At 56.8% G+C, this 14,194-nt stretch carries 30 protein-coding genes; all 30 read left to right on the top strand.

What is annotated here, in order from left to right:
* A partial coding sequence (locus L0962_RS13270; protein ID WP_234087344.1) for a hypothetical protein occupies positions 1-119 on the top strand: 119 nt, incomplete at its 5' end.
* A 63-nt stretch (positions 120-182) separates the two neighbouring features.
* Positions 183-494, top strand: a complete 312-nt coding sequence (gene rpsJ / locus L0962_RS13275; protein WP_028994183.1) for a 30S ribosomal protein S10 — start codon at positions 183-185, stop codon at positions 492-494.
* A gap of 110 nt (positions 495-604) precedes the next feature.
* Positions 605-1,243, top strand: a complete 639-nt coding sequence (rplC, locus tag L0962_RS13280) for a 50S ribosomal protein L3 (protein ID WP_234086938.1) — start codon at positions 605-607, stop codon at positions 1,241-1,243.
* Positions 1,244-1,252: 9 nt separating this feature from the next.
* Positions 1,253-1,876 (top strand): 50S ribosomal protein L4, encoded by a 624-nt coding sequence (gene rplD / locus L0962_RS13285; RefSeq protein ID WP_234086939.1) that lies wholly within the window; start codon positions 1,253-1,255, stop codon positions 1,874-1,876.
* Positions 1,873-2,175, top strand: a complete 303-nt coding sequence (gene rplW / locus L0962_RS13290; protein ID WP_234086940.1) for a 50S ribosomal protein L23 — start codon at positions 1,873-1,875, stop codon at positions 2,173-2,175. The genes rplD and rplW overlap by 4 nt, the downstream gene beginning before the upstream one ends.
* A complete protein-coding gene (gene rplB / locus L0962_RS13295) occupies positions 2,175-3,002 on the top strand; it encodes a 50S ribosomal protein L2 (RefSeq protein WP_234086941.1) in 828 nt (275 codons plus the stop codon). Before rplW ends, rplB begins: the two co-directional genes overlap by 1 nt.
* A gap of 10 nt (positions 3,003-3,012) precedes the next feature.
* On the top strand, positions 3,013-3,288 hold the full coding sequence (rpsS, locus tag L0962_RS13300; protein WP_234086942.1) for a 30S ribosomal protein S19: 276 nt from the start codon (positions 3,013-3,015) through the stop codon (positions 3,286-3,288).
* A gap of 9 nt (positions 3,289-3,297) precedes the next feature.
* Positions 3,298-3,627, top strand: coding sequence for a 50S ribosomal protein L22 (gene rplV, locus L0962_RS13305; protein ID WP_234086943.1), 330 nt, complete (start codon positions 3,298-3,300; stop codon positions 3,625-3,627).
* A gap of 9 nt (positions 3,628-3,636) precedes the next feature.
* On the top strand, positions 3,637-4,422 hold the full coding sequence (gene rpsC, locus L0962_RS13310) for a 30S ribosomal protein S3 (RefSeq protein WP_234086944.1): 786 nt from the start codon (positions 3,637-3,639) through the stop codon (positions 4,420-4,422).
* 1 nt (position 4,423) lies between these two features.
* Positions 4,424-4,837: a 50S ribosomal protein L16 gene (rplP, locus tag L0962_RS13315; protein ID WP_028994191.1), complete on the top strand. Its 414-nt coding sequence runs from the start codon at positions 4,424-4,426 to the stop codon at positions 4,835-4,837.
* Positions 4,838-4,839: 2 nt separating this feature from the next.
* A complete protein-coding gene (gene rpmC, locus L0962_RS13320; protein ID WP_234086945.1) occupies positions 4,840-5,034 on the top strand; it encodes a 50S ribosomal protein L29 in 195 nt (64 codons plus the stop codon).
* A complete protein-coding gene (gene rpsQ, locus L0962_RS13325) occupies positions 5,031-5,297 on the top strand; it encodes a 30S ribosomal protein S17 (RefSeq protein WP_234086946.1) in 267 nt (88 codons plus the stop codon). The genes rpmC and rpsQ overlap by 4 nt, the downstream gene beginning before the upstream one ends.
* A gap of 151 nt (positions 5,298-5,448) precedes the next feature.
* A complete protein-coding gene (gene rplN / locus L0962_RS13330; protein WP_028994194.1) occupies positions 5,449-5,817 on the top strand; it encodes a 50S ribosomal protein L14 in 369 nt (122 codons plus the stop codon).
* 9 nt (positions 5,818-5,826) lie between these two features.
* The gene (rplX, locus tag L0962_RS13335; RefSeq protein ID WP_234086947.1) at positions 5,827-6,144 is read left to right on the top strand and encodes a 50S ribosomal protein L24; all 318 of its coding nucleotides are present in this window, start codon (positions 5,827-5,829) and stop codon (positions 6,142-6,144) included.
* A 9-nt stretch (positions 6,145-6,153) separates the two neighbouring features.
* Positions 6,154-6,693 carry a 50S ribosomal protein L5 gene (gene rplE / locus L0962_RS13340; protein ID WP_234086948.1) on the top strand — a complete coding sequence of 180 codons (540 nt, stop codon included), beginning with the start codon at positions 6,154-6,156 and terminating at the stop codon, positions 6,691-6,693.
* A gap of 7 nt (positions 6,694-6,700) precedes the next feature.
* On the top strand, positions 6,701-7,006 hold the full coding sequence (rpsN, locus tag L0962_RS13345) for a 30S ribosomal protein S14 (protein ID WP_234086949.1): 306 nt from the start codon (positions 6,701-6,703) through the stop codon (positions 7,004-7,006).
* 14 nt (positions 7,007-7,020) lie between these two features.
* Entirely contained in the window at positions 7,021-7,416 is a 396-nt protein-coding gene (gene rpsH / locus L0962_RS13350; RefSeq protein ID WP_234086950.1) for a 30S ribosomal protein S8, read from the top strand.
* 14 nt (positions 7,417-7,430) lie between these two features.
* On the top strand, positions 7,431-7,961 hold the full coding sequence (rplF, locus tag L0962_RS13355; RefSeq protein WP_234086951.1) for a 50S ribosomal protein L6: 531 nt from the start codon (positions 7,431-7,433) through the stop codon (positions 7,959-7,961).
* Between the two features lie 9 nt (positions 7,962-7,970).
* A complete protein-coding gene (rplR, locus tag L0962_RS13360; RefSeq protein ID WP_234086952.1) occupies positions 7,971-8,327 on the top strand; it encodes a 50S ribosomal protein L18 in 357 nt (118 codons plus the stop codon).
* Between the two features lie 27 nt (positions 8,328-8,354).
* Entirely contained in the window at positions 8,355-8,882 is a 528-nt protein-coding gene (gene rpsE / locus L0962_RS13365) for a 30S ribosomal protein S5 (RefSeq protein WP_234086953.1), read from the top strand.
* A 5-nt stretch (positions 8,883-8,887) separates the two neighbouring features.
* Positions 8,888-9,070, top strand: a complete 183-nt coding sequence (gene rpmD, locus L0962_RS13370) for a 50S ribosomal protein L30 (RefSeq protein ID WP_205201544.1) — start codon at positions 8,888-8,890, stop codon at positions 9,068-9,070.
* A 3-nt stretch (positions 9,071-9,073) separates the two neighbouring features.
* A complete protein-coding gene (rplO, locus tag L0962_RS13375; RefSeq protein WP_234086954.1) occupies positions 9,074-9,508 on the top strand; it encodes a 50S ribosomal protein L15 in 435 nt (144 codons plus the stop codon).
* Positions 9,509-9,525: 17 nt separating this feature from the next.
* Entirely contained in the window at positions 9,526-10,848 is a 1,323-nt protein-coding gene (secY, locus tag L0962_RS13380; protein WP_234086955.1) for a preprotein translocase subunit SecY, read from the top strand.
* Positions 10,849-10,853: 5 nt separating this feature from the next.
* Positions 10,854-11,072 (top strand): translation initiation factor IF-1, encoded by a 219-nt coding sequence (infA, locus tag L0962_RS13385; protein ID WP_234086956.1) that lies wholly within the window; start codon positions 10,854-10,856, stop codon positions 11,070-11,072.
* Between the two features lie 74 nt (positions 11,073-11,146).
* Positions 11,147-11,260, top strand: coding sequence for a 50S ribosomal protein L36 (rpmJ, locus tag L0962_RS13390; protein WP_121458103.1), 114 nt, complete (start codon positions 11,147-11,149; stop codon positions 11,258-11,260).
* Between the two features lie 50 nt (positions 11,261-11,310).
* The gene (rpsM, locus tag L0962_RS13395) at positions 11,311-11,673 is read left to right on the top strand and encodes a 30S ribosomal protein S13 (RefSeq protein WP_234086957.1); all 363 of its coding nucleotides are present in this window, start codon (positions 11,311-11,313) and stop codon (positions 11,671-11,673) included.
* 12 nt (positions 11,674-11,685) lie between these two features.
* Positions 11,686-12,075 carry a 30S ribosomal protein S11 gene (gene rpsK, locus L0962_RS13400; RefSeq protein WP_234086958.1) on the top strand — a complete coding sequence of 130 codons (390 nt, stop codon included), beginning with the start codon at positions 11,686-11,688 and terminating at the stop codon, positions 12,073-12,075.
* Between the two features lie 12 nt (positions 12,076-12,087).
* Positions 12,088-12,717 (top strand): 30S ribosomal protein S4, encoded by a 630-nt coding sequence (gene rpsD, locus L0962_RS13405; RefSeq protein ID WP_234086959.1) that lies wholly within the window; start codon positions 12,088-12,090, stop codon positions 12,715-12,717.
* A 24-nt stretch (positions 12,718-12,741) separates the two neighbouring features.
* Positions 12,742-13,716, top strand: a complete 975-nt coding sequence (gene rpoA, locus L0962_RS13410) for a DNA-directed RNA polymerase subunit alpha (protein WP_234086960.1) — start codon at positions 12,742-12,744, stop codon at positions 13,714-13,716.
* Positions 13,717-13,772: 56 nt separating this feature from the next.
* Positions 13,773-14,174, top strand: a complete 402-nt coding sequence (gene rplQ / locus L0962_RS13415; protein ID WP_234086961.1) for a 50S ribosomal protein L17 — start codon at positions 13,773-13,775, stop codon at positions 14,172-14,174.
* The last annotated feature ends 20 nt before the right edge of the window (positions 14,175-14,194 follow it).

Raw genomic sequence — 14,194 nt, forward strand, 5'->3', positions numbered from 1 at the left:
ATATCTCGATGACGGTCAAGCTGATTGCGCCGATCGCCATGGAAGAAGGTCTGCGTTTCGCCATCCGTGAAGGCGGTCGTACCGTCGGCGCCGGCGTCGTCGCCAAGATCATCGAGTAATTCGCTCTTTTGAAAACCGGGGCGGTGAATGTCGCCCCATTGTTCTTTTAGGAAGCCAAGAAAATGCAAAGCCAAAAAATCCGTATTCGCCTGAAGGCCTTTGACTATCGCTTGATCGATCAATCCGCCCAGGAGATCGTCGAAACCGCCAAGCGTACCGGTGCTGTCGTTCGTGGCCCTGTGCCGCTGCCGACCCGTAAGCAGCGTTTTGATATCCTTCGTTCGCCGCACGTCAACAAGGCTTCCCGCGATCAGCTTGAAATTCGTACGCACCTGCGTCTGATGGATATCGTTGATCCGACCGACAAAACTGTTGATGCCCTGATGAAGCTGGATCTGCCTGCTGGCGTCGACGTCGAGATCAAGTTGCAGTAATTGCTGTATTGCGGATATAATCCGCGCTTTTCGGGGGTGGCCGGTAACGGTTGCCCGTTTGTTGTTTTACATCGACCGGCCAATCGCAGCCGGCGATGAGGAGAATAACCATGAGTCTAGGCCTTGTTGGTCGCAAGGTCGGCATGACTCGCATCTTTGCTGAGGATGGTGCTTCCATCCCGGTGACGGTGCTTGACGTGTCGAATAACCGTGTGGCCCAAGTTAAAACGCCGGAAACCGATGGCTACGCAGCCATTCAGGTTGCTTTCGGTCAGCGCCGTGCCTCGCGTGTTTCCAAGCCCCTGGCTGGTCATCTGGCCAAGGCGGGTGTGGAAGCCGGGCATGTGCTCAAGGAATTCCAGATTGATGTCGAGCAACTCGCCTCTTTCAAGGCGGGTGATCAGGTTGCTGTCACCATTTTTGCCGAAGGGCAGAAAGTTGATGTCACCGGCTCCTCTATCGGTAAGGGGTTTCAGGGCGGCATTAAGCGTCATAACTTCAGTTCCAATCGTGCCTCTCACGGTAACTCGGTGTCGCATAACGCACCGGGTTCCATTGGTATGGCACAAGATCCGGGGCGCGTTTTTCCGGGCAAGCGCATGGCGGGCCATCTCGGCGACGAGCAGGTTACGACCCAGGGGTTGACTGTGGTTCGCGTTGATGTTGAACGGCAGCTTCTTCTTGTCAAGGGTGCCGTTCCGGGTGCCAAGGGCGCCGACGTTGTCGTGTGTCCGGCAGTCAAGGCTTAAGGGGGCGACATGGAACTGAAGGTTATCAACGAACAAGGTCAGGAAGCTGCAAAGCTGCAGGCTTCGGACGTTCTGTTCGGTCGCGAATTCAATGAAGCGCTGGTGCACCAGATTGTCGTTGCTTATCAGGCAAACGCGCGTTCTGGCGACAGTAAGCAGAAGGATCGCTCCGAAGTTCGTCACACCACCACCAAGCCGTGGCGCCAGAAAGGTACCGGCCGAGCTCGTTCCGGTTCGAATGGCTCGCCGCTGTGGCGTGGAGGCGGTCGGATTTTTCCGAATTCGCCTGAGCAGAATTACTCCCAGAAGGTCAACAAGAAGATGTTCCGCGCCGGCATGGCTGCGATTCTCTCCGAGTTGGCGCGTCAGGATCGCCTTGTCGTCGTCGACGATCTGGCGGTCGATGCGCCGAAGACCAAGCTGTTCGCTCAGAAGCTGAAGGGTATGGGGCTTGAAGGCAATCTGTTGGTTGTTACCGACGAATTGAACGAAAACCTCTATCTGTCGTCGCGCAACCTGCCCAATGTTCTGGTGCTTGAAGCCCAGGAGGCTGATCCGGTTTCGCTGGTGCGCTTCGCCAAGGTGCTGGTCACCAAGAATGCTGTGGCCAAGTTCGAGGAGATGTGGGGATGAACCAGGAACGTCTGATGCAGGTGCTGCTGGCACCGCAAATCTCCGAAAAGGCAACTTTCATTGCCGAGAAGAACGAGCAGGTTGTGTTCCGCGTTGCCTCTGATGCAACCAAGCCTGAAATCAAGGCGGCGGTTGAGTTGCTGTTCAAGGTTGAGGTTGATTCTGTCCAGACTGCCAATGTCAAGGGCAAGGTCAAGCGTTTCCGTGGCGCCGTGGGGCGTCGCAAGGGCTGGAAGAAGGCTTTTGTGAGCCTAAAGCCTGGTCAGGAAATCAACTTCGTTGAAGGGGGTAACGCTTAATGGCACTCGTTAAAGTCAAGCCGACTTCCCCGGGGCGTCGTGGCGTAGTGCAGGTTGTCAATGCCGATCTGCATAAGGGCAAGCCGTTCGCCGGCCTCGTCGAGTCGCAGAGCAAGAAGTCCGGTCGCAACAACAATGGCCGTATTACGGTTCGTCATCAAGGCGGTGGTCACAAGCAGGCTTATCGCATCATTGATTTCAAGCGTAACAAAGATGGAGTTCCTGGCAAGGTTGAGCGTCTGGAATATGATCCGAATCGCACTGCCAACATTGCGCTCGTGCTCTATGCCGATGGCGAGCGCCGCTACATCATCGCCAACAAGGGTATGGTGGTTGGCCAGCAGGTGGTCAGTGGTTCGGAAGCGCCAATCAAGTCCGGTAACGCCTTGCCAATCCGAAATATTCCGGTTGGTACGACCATTTGCTGCGTTGAAATGATGCCTGGCAAGGGGGCGCAGATTGCGCGCTCTGCGGGCACTTCTGTCCAGCTTCTGGCGCGGGAAGGTGCGTACGCTCAGATCCGCCTGCGTTCCGGAGAGGTGCGTCGCGTGCACATTGAATGCCGCGCCACCATCGGTGAAGTCGGCAACGAAGAAAACAACCTGCGCAAAATCGGCAAGGCCGGTGCCCAGCGCTGGCGTGGTATTCGTCCGACCGTCCGTGGTACCGCGATGAACCCGATCGATCACCCGCATGGTGGTGGTGAGGGCAAGACGGGCGAGGGACGTGTGCCGGTCAACCCGTGGGGTCAGCCGACCAAGGGCTATCGCACCCGCAGCAACAAGCGCACGAACAGCATGATCGTTCAGCGTCGTCATAAGCGTTAAGGGGTAGGAAATGGGACGTTCTCTCAAAAAGGGCCCGTTTGTTGATGCGTATCTGATCGACAAGGTCGAAGCAGTTCGCGCTACCAACGACAAGCGCCCGATCAAGACCTGGTCGCGTCGTTCGACGATCCTCCCCGAGTTCATCGGTCTGACGATCGCGGTCCACAACGGTAAGCAGCATATTCCGGTCTTCGTGACCGAGAATATGGTCGGTCATAAGCTTGGCGAATTTTCGCTGACCCGGACGTTCAAGGGTCACACCGCCGGCAAGAAGGCCAAGAAGTAAGGAGCTGACATGGAAACTCGTGCAAGTTTGCGAGGCGTACGCCTCTCTGCGCAGAAGGGCCGCCTTGTTGCGGATCTGGTGCGTGGCAAGCCGGTTGGTCAGGCTCTGAACATCCTGGCTTTTAGCCCTAAGAAGGGCGCCGGAATCGTCAAAAAAGTTCTTGAGTCGGCGATTGCCAACGCGGAACACAACGATGGTGCCGATATCGACGAACTGACGGTGAAAACCATCTACGTTGAAAAGGGCATGGTGCTGAAGCGCTTCACGGCGCGCGCCAAGGGTCGTGGCAATCGGATCAGCAAGCCGACCTGCCATATCTATCTGACCGTTGGTAACTAAGGAAGAGCCATGGGACAGAAAATTCATCCGACTGGCTTCCGTCTGGCCGTCACCAAAAATTGGAGCTCTCGCTGGTATGCCAACAGCAAGGACTTCCCGGGTATGCTGCAGGAAGACGTCAAGGTGCGCGAATATCTGAAGCGCAAACTGGCGCACGCTTCTGTGGGTCGCGTTCTGATCGAGCGTCCTGCCAAGAATGCCCGTGTCACCATTTACTCGGCTCGTCCGGGTGTTGTCATCGGCAAGAAGGGCGAAGACATCGAACAACTGCGTACGGATCTTCAGCGCATCATGGGCGTTCCTGTCCATGTGTCGATTGAGGAAATCCGTAAGCCGGAAGTCGATGCTCAGCTGATCGCCGATTCGATCGCCCAGCAACTCGAAAAGCGCATCATGTTCCGTCGCGCAATGAAGCGTGCGATGCAGAATGCGATGCGTCTCGGAGCTCAGGGCATCAAGGTGATGAGTGCTGGTCGTCTCAATGGCGCGGAAATCGCCCGTAGCGAATGGTATCGTGAAGGGCGTGTGCCGTTGCACACCCTGCGTGCTGATATCGATTACGCAACTTCCGAAGCGCTGACAACTTACGGCATCATCGGTATCAAGGTTTGGGTCTACAAGGGCGACATGCTTGACCGCAACGAACAGCCTGAAGTCGTTGAGCCGACGGCGGATGATCGTCGCGGCCGTCGTGCCCCGGGTAAGACCGATGGCGACAAGCCCCGCACTCGTACGGTAAAGAAAGCCGACGGTGATGCGGCGCCCGCCAAGCGAGTAAGAAAGGCAGGTGCTTGACATGCTGCAACCTAATCGTCGCAAGTTCCGTAAGGAGCACAAGGGACGCAATGAAGGTCTGGCTACCCGCGGCACCAAGGTGTCGTTTGGTGAGTGGGGTCTCAAAGCGACCGGGCGTGGGCGTTTGACCGCCCGGCAAATCGAGGCAGCCCGTCGTGCGATGACCCGTCACATCAAGCGGGGTGGTCGTATCTGGATCCGTATCTTCCCGGACAAGCCGATTTCCAAGAAGCCGGCCGAAGTTCGTATGGGTAATGGTAAGGGCAATCCTGAGTACTGGGTTGCAGAAATCCAGCCGGGCAAGGTCCTGTATGAAATGGACGGTGTCAATGAAGCGCTGGCCCGTGAGGCATTCGCCCTCGCTGCTGCCAAGCTGCCGATTGCAACCACCTTCGTGACTCGTCATCTGGGGTAATCATGAAAGCTAGTGAACTGAGAACCAAGAGCGCAGACGAGCTCAATACTGAACTGCTGGAGTTGCTGAAGGCCCAGTTTGGTCTGCGGATGCAGCTTGCTACCCAGCAACTGTCCAACACCAGCCAAATGTCCAAGGTGCGTCGCGACATCGCGCGTGTTCGTACCCTTATTCGTGAAAAGGCGGTGCAGCAATGAGCGAAGCCAGTAGCGTTAAGCGCGGTCTTGTAGGGCGCGTGGTTAGCGACAAGATGGAGAAGACAGTGACTGTTCTCGTCGAGCGCAAGGTAAAGCACCCTGTGTACGGCAAAGTTATGGTCCGTTCCAAAAAGTATCACGCACATAACGAAGGTAATCTGGCCAAGTCCGGTGACCTGGTGGAGATCGTCGAGACGAAGCCGATTTCCAAAACCAAGGCATGGGCGGTGACCAGTGTCCTCGAGAAGGCTGTGATCGTCTAATATTTTCGCAGAAACGCTTGCGCGAAGTCAGAAGAAGCCGGTATAATCCGGCTTCTTTTTTATTGCTGACCGCTCTGGTTGCGATAAAGGTGTTCGACCCGTACGGGTTCCAAGACTGACCGCTCTGCGGATTAAGTTGGAGTTTATTTAAATGATTCAGATGCAGACGACACTGGATGTCGCCGATAACACTGGCGCGCGTTCGGTTATGTGTATCAAGGTGCTTGGCGGTTCCAAGCGCCGCTATGCGGGCATTGGTGACATCATCAAGGTCAGTATCAAGGATGCGGCTCCGCGTGGTCGTGTCAAAAAAGGCGATGTCTACAATGCTGTCGTGGTTCGTACCGCGAAGGGTGTTCGTCGTCCTGATGGTTCGCTGGTGCGCTTTGATGGCAATGCGGCCGTTCTCCTCAACAACAAGCTCGAGCCGATCGGCACGCGCATCTTTGGCCCGGTTACTCGCGAACTGCGTACCGAGCGCTTCATGAAGATCGTGTCCCTGGCGCCCGAAGTGCTGTAAGGAGCTGAGATGGAAAAGATTATCAAGGGTGACGAGGTTGTCGTCATCACCGGCAAGGACAAGGGTAAGCGCGGTACCGTGCTGCGTCGTGTCGATGCTGAGCATTTGGTTGTGGAAGGGGTGAATCGCGCTAAAAAGCACGTGAAGCCGAATCCGGTCAAGGGTGTTCAGGGTGGCATCGTTGACAAGGACATGCCGATCCATATCTCCAATGTTGCGCTGTTCAATCCGGCGACCAAGAAGGCCGATCGTGTCGGTATCAAGTCCCTGGAAGATGGTCGCAAGGTTCGCGTGTTCAGGTCGAACGGCGAACTGGTGAACGCATAAGGGGGAGTCATGGCGCGTTTGCAACAGTTTTACAAGGACAGCGTTGTTGCTGAGCTGATCAAGCAGTTCGGTTACAAGTCTGTCATGGAAGTTCCCCGGATTACCAAGATTACCCTGAATATGGGGGTTGGTGAGGCGGTTGCTGATAAGAAGGTTCTTGAGAACGCCGTCGGTGATATGCAGAAGATTGCGGGTCAAAAGCCCGTGACTACCAAGGCGCGTAAATCCATCGCCGGTTTCAAGATTCGTGATGGTTACCCGATTGGGTGCATGGTGACGCTGCGTGGTCCTCGCATGTTCGAGTTCCTGGATCGTTTGGTAACGATCGCTCTGCCGCGTGTGCGTGACTTCCGTGGTGTGGCCGGCAAGGGTTTCGATGGCCAGGGTAACTACAACATGGGCGTCAAGGAACAGATCATTTTCCCGGAAATCGAGTACGACAAGATCGATGCCCTCCGCGGGATGAACATCAGCATCACCACGACCGCGAAGAGCGATGCCGAAGCGAAGGCGTTGCTTGTGGCGTTCAAGTTCCCGTTCAAGAATTGAGGCAATCATGGCAAAACTTGCTCTGATCAACCGTGAAGAAAAGCGTCGCAAAATGGTGGTGCAGTACGCAAAAAAGCGTGCGGCACTGGAAGCGGTCATTAACAATGCAGGTCTGACTGATGAAGAGCGTTACGAAGCTCGGCTGAAGTTGCAGGCCCTGCCGCGCAACGCCAGCCCGTCTCGCCTGCGCAATCGTTGCCAGCTGACCGGTCGTCCGCGTGGCGTTTTCCGCAAATTCGGTCTGTGCCGTAACAAGATCCGTGAGCTCGCCATGAATGGCGAAATTCCGGGTGTTGTTAAGGCCAGCTGGTAAGAGGGAGATACAGAATGGCTATGAGCGATCCGATCGCGGACATGCTGACCCGCATCCGCAACGCCCAGCTCGCCGAGAAGGCGTCTGTGTCCATGCCGTCGTCCAAGGTGAAGGTGGCGATTGCCGCGGTTCTGAAAGACGAAGGTTACGTTGAAGATTTTGCTGTGCGTCAGGCTGATGGTAAGGCGACGCTTGATATCGCATTGAAGTACTACGCCGGTCGCCCGGTTATCGAGCGAATCGAGCGTGTGTCCAAGCCTGGTCTGCGCATTTACAAGGGCGTTGATGACATTCCGCGTGTCATGAATGGTCTTGGCGTCGCCATCGTCTCCACGCCGAAGGGTGTGATGACCGATCGCAAGGCTCGTGCCTCCAAGGTTGGTGGCGAAGTCCTCTGCATCGTGGCGTAAGGAGCGAAGCAATCATGTCTCGTATTGGTAAGAATCCGATCGTCCTGCCTGCCGGTGTCGAAGTAACTCTCGGTGAGCAGATCGTCGTCAAAGGACCGTTGGGTACTTTGAAAACCGCCGCAAACCCGGCTGTGAGTGTTGCTCTGGATGGTCAAAGCGTCGTTGTTTCCAAGATTGAGGGCGCTGTCAATGGTGCCGCCATGTGGGGAACGATGCGGGCCAACCTGAATAACATGGTGGCCGGCGTTTCTAAGGGCTTCGAGCGTAAATTGCAGTTGGTTGGCGTGGGGTATCGTGCCCAGGCTGCCGGCGATACGCTGAATCTCTCCCTCGGCTTTTCTCACCCGGTTGCTCACAAGATGCCGGCCGGTGTGAAGGTTGAGTGCCCGACTCAGACCGAAATCGTTCTGAAGGGCGCCGACAAGCAGCAGGTCGGCCAGGTTGCCGCTGAAATTCGTGCGTATCGCAAGCCGGAGCCCTACAAGGGCAAGGGCGTTCGCTATTCGGACGAAGTCGTGGTTATCAAGGAAACCAAGAAGAAGTAAGGGTGGCATATGTTTAACAAAAATGAAGCGCGTCTGCGTCGCGCCCGCAAAACCCGGGCCAAAATCGCCGAGCTCAAGGCTGTGCGTCTGTGTATCAATCGCACGAATTGCCACATCTATGCACAGGTTATCTCGCCGTGTGGCGGCAAGGTGCTGGCCTCGGCATCCACGCTGGACAAGGACGTTCGGGCTAGCGTCGCTAATGGTGGCAACAAGGCTGCAGCGGCCGCAATCGGTAAATTGATTGCCGAGCGGGCAAAGGCTGCAGGCATCGAGCAGGTTGCTTTTGATCGCTCCGGTCTTCAGTACCACGGTCGCGTTCAGGCGTTGGCGGAAGCCGCGCGTGAAGGCGGTCTCAAGTTCTAACCGACGGCGAAAGGACGAGGTTAAGAAATGGCTAAACCCGAACGTAACAAGAAGCCGCAACAGGCTGAAGAGCGCGACGACGGCTTGCGCGAAAAGATGGTTGCGGTCAATCGCGTCACCAAGGTGGTGAAGGGCGGTCGCATTCTCGGTTTCGCAGCGCTGACCGTGGTTGGCGATGGCGATGGCGGTATCGGCATGGGCAAGGGCAAGTCCCGCGAAGTGCCTGTGGCGGTTCAGAAGGCAATGGACGAAGCGCGTCGCAAGATGGCCAAGGTCAGCCTGAAGAACGGTACTGTTCACCACACCGTGATGGGGCGTCATGGCGCCACGACGGTGATGATCCAGCCGGCCCCGGATGGCACTGGCATCATCGCTGGTGGTGCAATGCGTGCGGTCTTTGAAGTTGTCGGCGTCACCAACGTCGTCGCGAAGGCTCATGGCTCGACCAATCCCTACAACATCGTGCGCGCAACCATCGACGGCTTGTCGAAGGTTAACACGCCGGCCGAGATTGCCGCCAAGCGTGGTCTGTCGGTCGATCAGATTCTGGGGTGAACACCATGTCTGACAAGAAAATCAAAGTAACGCTCGTCAAGAGCGTCATCGGCACCAAGCAGGACCATCGCGCTACTGTGCGCGGCTTGGGTCTGCGTAAGCTGAACAGCTCTGCCGAGCTGCTGGATACGCCGGCTGTTCGCGGCATGATCCAGAAGGTTCAGTATCTCGTGAAGGTTGAGGGTTAAGCCATGCGTCTGAATACCATCAAGCCGGGTGAAGGCTCCAAGAAAGCCGCCAAACGTGTCGGTCGTGGCATCGGTTCCGGCCTTGGCAAGACCTGCGGCCGTGGCCACAAGGGTCAGAAATCCCGCTCGGGCGGCTTCCACAAGGTTGGCTTCGAGGGCGGTCAAATGCCCTTGCAGCGTCGTCTGCCGAAGCGTGGTTTCAACTCTCTGACGCGTGCTCGCAACTACGAGATCCGTTTGACCGATCTTGAGCGTCTGCCGGTTGAAGAAATCGATCTGCTGGTGTTGCAGGCCGCGGGCGTTGTGCCTGGTGATGCTCTGTCCGCGAAAGTGATCCTTTCCGGTGCCATTACTCGCAAGATCGTCCTCAAGGGCGTGGGTGCAACCAAGGGTGCCAAGGCTGCCATTGAGGCTGTCGGCGGCTCCGTCGCTGAGTAAGTAGAAGGGTCAGAACGTTGGCTGCGAATCCCAATACCGTTGGCAAAGGTGGCAAGTTCGGCGATCTCAAGCGCCGACTCTGGTTCCTGCTCGGCGCGCTGGTCGTTTACCGGATCGGGGCGCACATCCCCGTGCCGGGCATCGATCCCAACGTTCTTTCCGATCTGTTCAATTCGCAGCAAGGCGGTATCTTGGGCATGTTCAACATGTTCTCGGGTGGCGCCCTGTCTCGTTTCACGATTTTTGCACTGGGGATCATGCCGTATATCTCGGCTTCGATCATCATGCAATTAATGAGCGTTGCCAGCCCTCAACTCGAAGCCTTGAAAAAGGAAGGTGAGGCCGGGCGGCGCAAGATTACCCAGTACACGCGCTACGGTACTGTCGTGCTGGCGCTCTTTCAAGGCATCGGTATTGCCGTTGCGCTTGAAGCCCAACCTGGTCTGGTCAACGATCCCGGGTTCATGTTCCGTCTGACCACTGTTTCGACATTGCTGACCGGTACGATGTTTCTGATGTGGCTGGGCGAACAGATTACTGAGCGCGGTTTGGGCAATGGTATCTCGATCATCATTTTCGCCGGTATCGCTGCGGGGCTGCCGAACGCCATCGGCGGTTTGCTTGAGCTAGTTCGTACCGGGGCAATGCATCCGCTGACTGCTATCGTCATCTGCCTGCTGGTTGTTCTGGTTACTGCCTTCGTTGTTTTCGTCGAGCGCGGTCAACGCAAGATTCTGGTCAATTATGCAAAGCGGCAAGTCGGCAACAAGATTTATGGCGGACAGAGTTCACACCTGCCGCTGAAATTGAACATGGCCGGCGTCATTCCGCCGATCTTCGCATCGTCTATCATTCTCTTCCCCGCCACGCTGGCCGGTTGGTTCGGCTCCAGCGAGTCGATGCTGTGGTTGAAGGATGTGGCAGCTACGCTTTCCCCGGGGCAGCCGATCTACGTCATGCTCTACGCTGCCGCGATCGTGTTTTTCTGTTTCTTCTACACTGCGCTGGTTTTCAATTCGAAGGAAACGGCCGACAACTTGAAGAAGAGCGGCGCTTTCGTTCCTGGCATTCGCCCTGGCGAGCAGACGGCCCGCTACATCGATAAGATTTTGACGCGGCTGACGCTGATCGGTGCTGCTTACATCACCGTGGTCTGCTTGCTTCCGGAGTTCCTCATCCTGAAGTGGAATGTCCCGTTCTACTTCGGCGGCACCTCGCTGCTGATCATTGTTGTCGTGACCATGGATTTCATGGCGCAGGTCCAGGCTTACGTGATGTCGCACCAGTATGAGAGCCTGCTCAAGAAGGCAAACTTCAAGGGTTCGCCTCTGGTCAAGTAAGCAAGATGTCAAAAGAGGATTACATCGAAATGCAGGGTGAGGTGATCGAAAACCTTCCCAATGCAACTTTCAAGGTTAAGCTGGAAAACGGACATATCGTCCATGGATTCATCTCCGGCAAGATGCGGATGCACTATATCCGCATCCTGCCGGGAGACAAGGTCACCGTTCAGTTGACCCCGTATGATTTAAGCAAGGCCCGGATCGTTTTCCGGGCAAAGTAAAAGTTCTCTACGCAATAAACCGCAGGGCAAGGAATCACGGCTGCTTCCAAGCTCTCGCAGACGAGGAGTGAAACATGAAAGTGCAACCTTCAGTGAAGCGCGTTTGCCGCAATTGCAAGGTGATCCGTCGCAAGGGTGTCGTGCGCATCATTTGCAAGGATCCCCGTCACAAGCAGCGCCAGGGTTAATTCCTGACGAATTCGGCATTCGTTAATTTTCGAAATATTGGAGTGAATCAATGGCCCGTATTGCAGGGGTAAACATTCCGAACCATCAGCATGCCGAGATCGCTTTGACGGCGATCTACGGTATCGGCCGTACCCGCGCACAGAAGATCTGTGATGCGGCCGGCGTGGCTCGTAACACCAAAGTCAAGGACCTGTCCGATACGGACATGGACCGTCTGCGTGATGAAGTCGGCAAGTTCACCGTTGAAGGTGATCTGCGCCGTGAAGTCACCATGAACATCAAGCGCCTGATGGACCTCGGTTGCTATCGTGGTCTGCGTCACCGCAAGGGTCTGCCCTGCCGCGGTCAGCGTACCCGTACCAACGCCCGTACCCGCAAGGGTCCGCGCAAGGCCATCGCCGGCAAGAAGTGATAGGGATTGAACATGGCTAAGACTGCACCGAAAGTCCGCAAGAAGGTCAAGAAGAACGTTGCCGAGGGTATTGCGCATATCCATGCATCGTTCAACAACACCATCATCACCATTACCGATCGCCAGGGTAACGCGTTGTCCTGGGCAACGTCCGGCGGTGCCGGTTTCCGCGGTTCGCGGAAGTCCACCCCGTTCGCAGCTCAGGTGGCCGCGGAAGCTGCCGGCAAGGTCGCTCAGGAATGTGGCGTCAAGAACCTGGAAGTCCGCATCAAGGGCCCGGGTCCTGGCCGCGAATCGTCTGTTCGTGCCTTGAATGCTCTGGGCATGAAGATCACCGCCATTTCCGACGTGACGCCGGTGCCGCACAACGGCTGCCGTCCGCCGAAGAAGCGCCGCATCTAAGGAGAAAGACAAGTGGCTCGTAATCTCGATCCGAAATGCCGTCAGTGCCGCCGTGAAGGCGAAAAGCTGTTCCTGAAGGGCGAAAAGTGCTTCACCGACAAGTGTGCTATCGAGCGTCGCTCGTATGCGCCTGGCCAGCATGGTCAGAAGTCCGGTGCCCGTCTGTCCGACTATGGCGTCCACCTGCGCGCCAAGCAGAAGATTCGTCGTGTCTATGGCGTCCTCGAAGGACAGTTCCGCAAGACCTTCTTCGAAGCTGAACGCCGCAAGGGCCAGACCGGCGAAAACCTGCTGCAACTGCTGGAAGCCCGTCTGGATTCCGTCGCTTACCGTATGGGGTTTGGTGCTTCGCGCACCGAATCGCGTCAGATCGTTCGTCATAACGGCGTTCTGGTCAACGGCAAGCGCGTGAACATCCCGTCCTACCAGGTCAAGCCGGGCGATGTCGTTCAACTGACCGACCGTGCCCGTGCGTCGCTGCGTTGCAAGGCTGCTCTCGAAGCTGCCGAGTCGCGTGGTTTCCCGGAATGGATTGCTGTCGATGTCAAGGAAGGCAAGGGTACGTTCAAGGCGCTGCCGCAGCGTTCGGAACTGCCGGCGACGCTCAACGAAGGCCTCGTCATCGAACTTTATTCGAAGTAACCCGCAAGCAGAGGAATATAGCCCATGCAAAGCAGTGGACTTCTCAAGCCCCGCATCATCGATGTGCAAAGTGTTTCGCCGGTCGAAGCCAAGGTCGTCATGGAGCCGTTTGAACGCGGCTACGGACATACGCTTGGTAACGCGCTGCGTCGCATCCTGCTGTCGTCGATGCCGGGGTATGCACCGACCGAAGTCTCCATCGAAGGCGTGCTCCATGAGTACTCGACCATCGATGGCGTACAGGAGGATGTTGTCGACATCCTGCTGAACCTCAAGGGCATCGTGTTCAAGCTGCACAACCGTGAAGTGGTCACGCTCAAGCTTTCCAAGGAAGGCGAGGGCGCGATCCGGGCGGGCGATATCGAGTTGCCGCACGATGTCGAAATCATCAATCCCGAGCATGTCATCGCGCATCTCTCGGCCGGCGGCAAGTTGGCCATGGAGATCAAGGTCGAAAAAGGTCGTGGTTATGTGCCCGGCAACGTTCGCAACCTTGGTGACTCGAAGACGATCGGTCAGTTGGTGTTGGATGCCTCATTCAGCCCGGTCCGTCGTGTTGCCTACGCGGTGGAAAACGCCCGTGTCGAACAGCGCACCGACCTCGACAAGCTCATCGTCGATATCGAGACCAACGGTGTCGTCGAGCCGGAAGAAGCCATCCGCTACGCTGCCCGCGTGCTGATGGAACAGCTTTCCGTGTTCGCCGACCTCGAAGGCACCGCCCCGGTGGCCGAGGCTTCCAAGCCGGCCCAGGTGGATCCGGTGCTGCTGCGTCCGGTCGACGACCTGGAACTGACGGTTCGCTCTGCCAACTGCCTGAAGGCCGAGAACATCTATTACATCGGTGATCTCATTCAGCGCACGGAAAACGAACTGCTCAAGACGCCGAATCTGGGTCGCAAGTCCCTGAATGAAATCAAGGAAGTGCTGGCCGCCCGCGGTCTGACCCTCGGCATGAAACTGGAAAACTGGCCGCCCGCCGGTCTGGAAAAGGCGTAAGCCTTTTTCAGCCGCGGTGGTCTAGGGACGCCTGCAGAACATAGAAAGGATTAACCATGCGTCACCGTAATGGACTTCGCAAACTCAACCGTACCAGCAGCCATCGCCTGGCGATGCTGCGCAACATGACCGTTTCGCTGCTCCGCCACGAAGCGATCAAGACCACGCTGCCCAAAGCCAAGGAACTGCGTCGTGTCGTCGAGCCGATGATCACCCTCGGCAAGAACCCGACCCTGGCCAACAAGCGCCTGGCTTTCGACCGTCTGCGTGACCGCGAGATCGTGGTCAAGCTGTTCGCCGAAATCGGTCCGCGCTACGCTACCCGTCCGGGCGGCTACCTGCGCATCCTGAAGTGCGGCTTCCGCGTCGGCGACAATGCGCCGATGGCGTTTGTCGAACTGCTGGATCGTCCGGAACCGACGGAAGCAGTCGAAGTTGCTGACGAAGCTGCCGAGTAATTAATTACTCGTCACGCTTG

This window comes from Azonexus sp. R2A61, assembly GCF_021401135.1.
Classification (GTDB): Bacteria; Pseudomonadota; Gammaproteobacteria; order Burkholderiales; family Rhodocyclaceae; genus Azonexus.

Excerpts from the sequence above, each read along its gene's own strand:
- rplF (WP_234086951.1), top strand. The coding sequence starts at position 7,431 with ATGTCTCGTATTGGTAAGAATCCGATCGTCCTGCCTGCCGGTGTCGAA.
- rpsS (WP_234086942.1), top strand. The coding sequence starts at position 3,013 with ATGGGACGTTCTCTCAAAAAGGGCCCGTTTGTTGATGCGTATCTGATC.
- rpoA (WP_234086960.1), top strand. The coding sequence starts at position 12,742 with ATGCAAAGCAGTGGACTTCTCAAGCCCCGCATCATCGATGTGCAAAGT.
- rplB (WP_234086941.1), top strand. The coding sequence starts at position 2,175 with ATGGCACTCGTTAAAGTCAAGCCGACTTCCCCGGGGCGTCGTGGCGTA.
- rpsN (WP_234086949.1), top strand. The coding sequence starts at position 6,701 with ATGGCAAAACTTGCTCTGATCAACCGTGAAGAAAAGCGTCGCAAAATG.
- rpsH (WP_234086950.1), top strand. The coding sequence starts at position 7,021 with ATGGCTATGAGCGATCCGATCGCGGACATGCTGACCCGCATCCGCAAC.
- rplP (WP_028994191.1), top strand. The coding sequence starts at position 4,424 with ATGCTGCAACCTAATCGTCGCAAGTTCCGTAAGGAGCACAAGGGACGC.
- rpsQ (WP_234086946.1), top strand. The coding sequence starts at position 5,031 with ATGAGCGAAGCCAGTAGCGTTAAGCGCGGTCTTGTAGGGCGCGTGGTT.
- infA (WP_234086956.1), top strand. The coding sequence starts at position 10,854 with ATGTCAAAAGAGGATTACATCGAAATGCAGGGTGAGGTGATCGAAAAC.
- rplO (WP_234086954.1), top strand. The coding sequence starts at position 9,074 with ATGCGTCTGAATACCATCAAGCCGGGTGAAGGCTCCAAGAAAGCCGCC.
- rpsM (WP_234086957.1), top strand. The coding sequence starts at position 11,311 with ATGGCCCGTATTGCAGGGGTAAACATTCCGAACCATCAGCATGCCGAG.
- rpsK (WP_234086958.1), top strand. The coding sequence starts at position 11,686 with ATGGCTAAGACTGCACCGAAAGTCCGCAAGAAGGTCAAGAAGAACGTT.
- rpsJ (WP_028994183.1), top strand. The coding sequence starts at position 183 with ATGCAAAGCCAAAAAATCCGTATTCGCCTGAAGGCCTTTGACTATCGC.
- rplW (WP_234086940.1), top strand. The coding sequence starts at position 1,873 with ATGAACCAGGAACGTCTGATGCAGGTGCTGCTGGCACCGCAAATCTCC.
- rpmJ (WP_121458103.1), top strand. The coding sequence starts at position 11,147 with ATGAAAGTGCAACCTTCAGTGAAGCGCGTTTGCCGCAATTGCAAGGTG.
- rpsE (WP_234086953.1), top strand. The coding sequence starts at position 8,355 with ATGGCTAAACCCGAACGTAACAAGAAGCCGCAACAGGCTGAAGAGCGC.
- rpmC (WP_234086945.1), top strand. The coding sequence starts at position 4,840 with ATGAAAGCTAGTGAACTGAGAACCAAGAGCGCAGACGAGCTCAATACT.
- rplQ (WP_234086961.1), top strand. The coding sequence starts at position 13,773 with ATGCGTCACCGTAATGGACTTCGCAAACTCAACCGTACCAGCAGCCAT.
- rplC (WP_234086938.1), top strand. The coding sequence starts at position 605 with ATGAGTCTAGGCCTTGTTGGTCGCAAGGTCGGCATGACTCGCATCTTT.
- rplR (WP_234086952.1), top strand. The coding sequence starts at position 7,971 with ATGTTTAACAAAAATGAAGCGCGTCTGCGTCGCGCCCGCAAAACCCGG.
- rplX (WP_234086947.1), top strand. The coding sequence starts at position 5,827 with ATGGAAAAGATTATCAAGGGTGACGAGGTTGTCGTCATCACCGGCAAG.
- rplD (WP_234086939.1), top strand. The coding sequence starts at position 1,253 with ATGGAACTGAAGGTTATCAACGAACAAGGTCAGGAAGCTGCAAAGCTG.
- rplE (WP_234086948.1), top strand. The coding sequence starts at position 6,154 with ATGGCGCGTTTGCAACAGTTTTACAAGGACAGCGTTGTTGCTGAGCTG.
- rplN (WP_028994194.1), top strand. The coding sequence starts at position 5,449 with ATGATTCAGATGCAGACGACACTGGATGTCGCCGATAACACTGGCGCG.
- rpsC (WP_234086944.1), top strand. The coding sequence starts at position 3,637 with ATGGGACAGAAAATTCATCCGACTGGCTTCCGTCTGGCCGTCACCAAA.
- rpmD (WP_205201544.1), top strand. The coding sequence starts at position 8,888 with ATGTCTGACAAGAAAATCAAAGTAACGCTCGTCAAGAGCGTCATCGGC.
- rplV (WP_234086943.1), top strand. The coding sequence starts at position 3,298 with ATGGAAACTCGTGCAAGTTTGCGAGGCGTACGCCTCTCTGCGCAGAAG.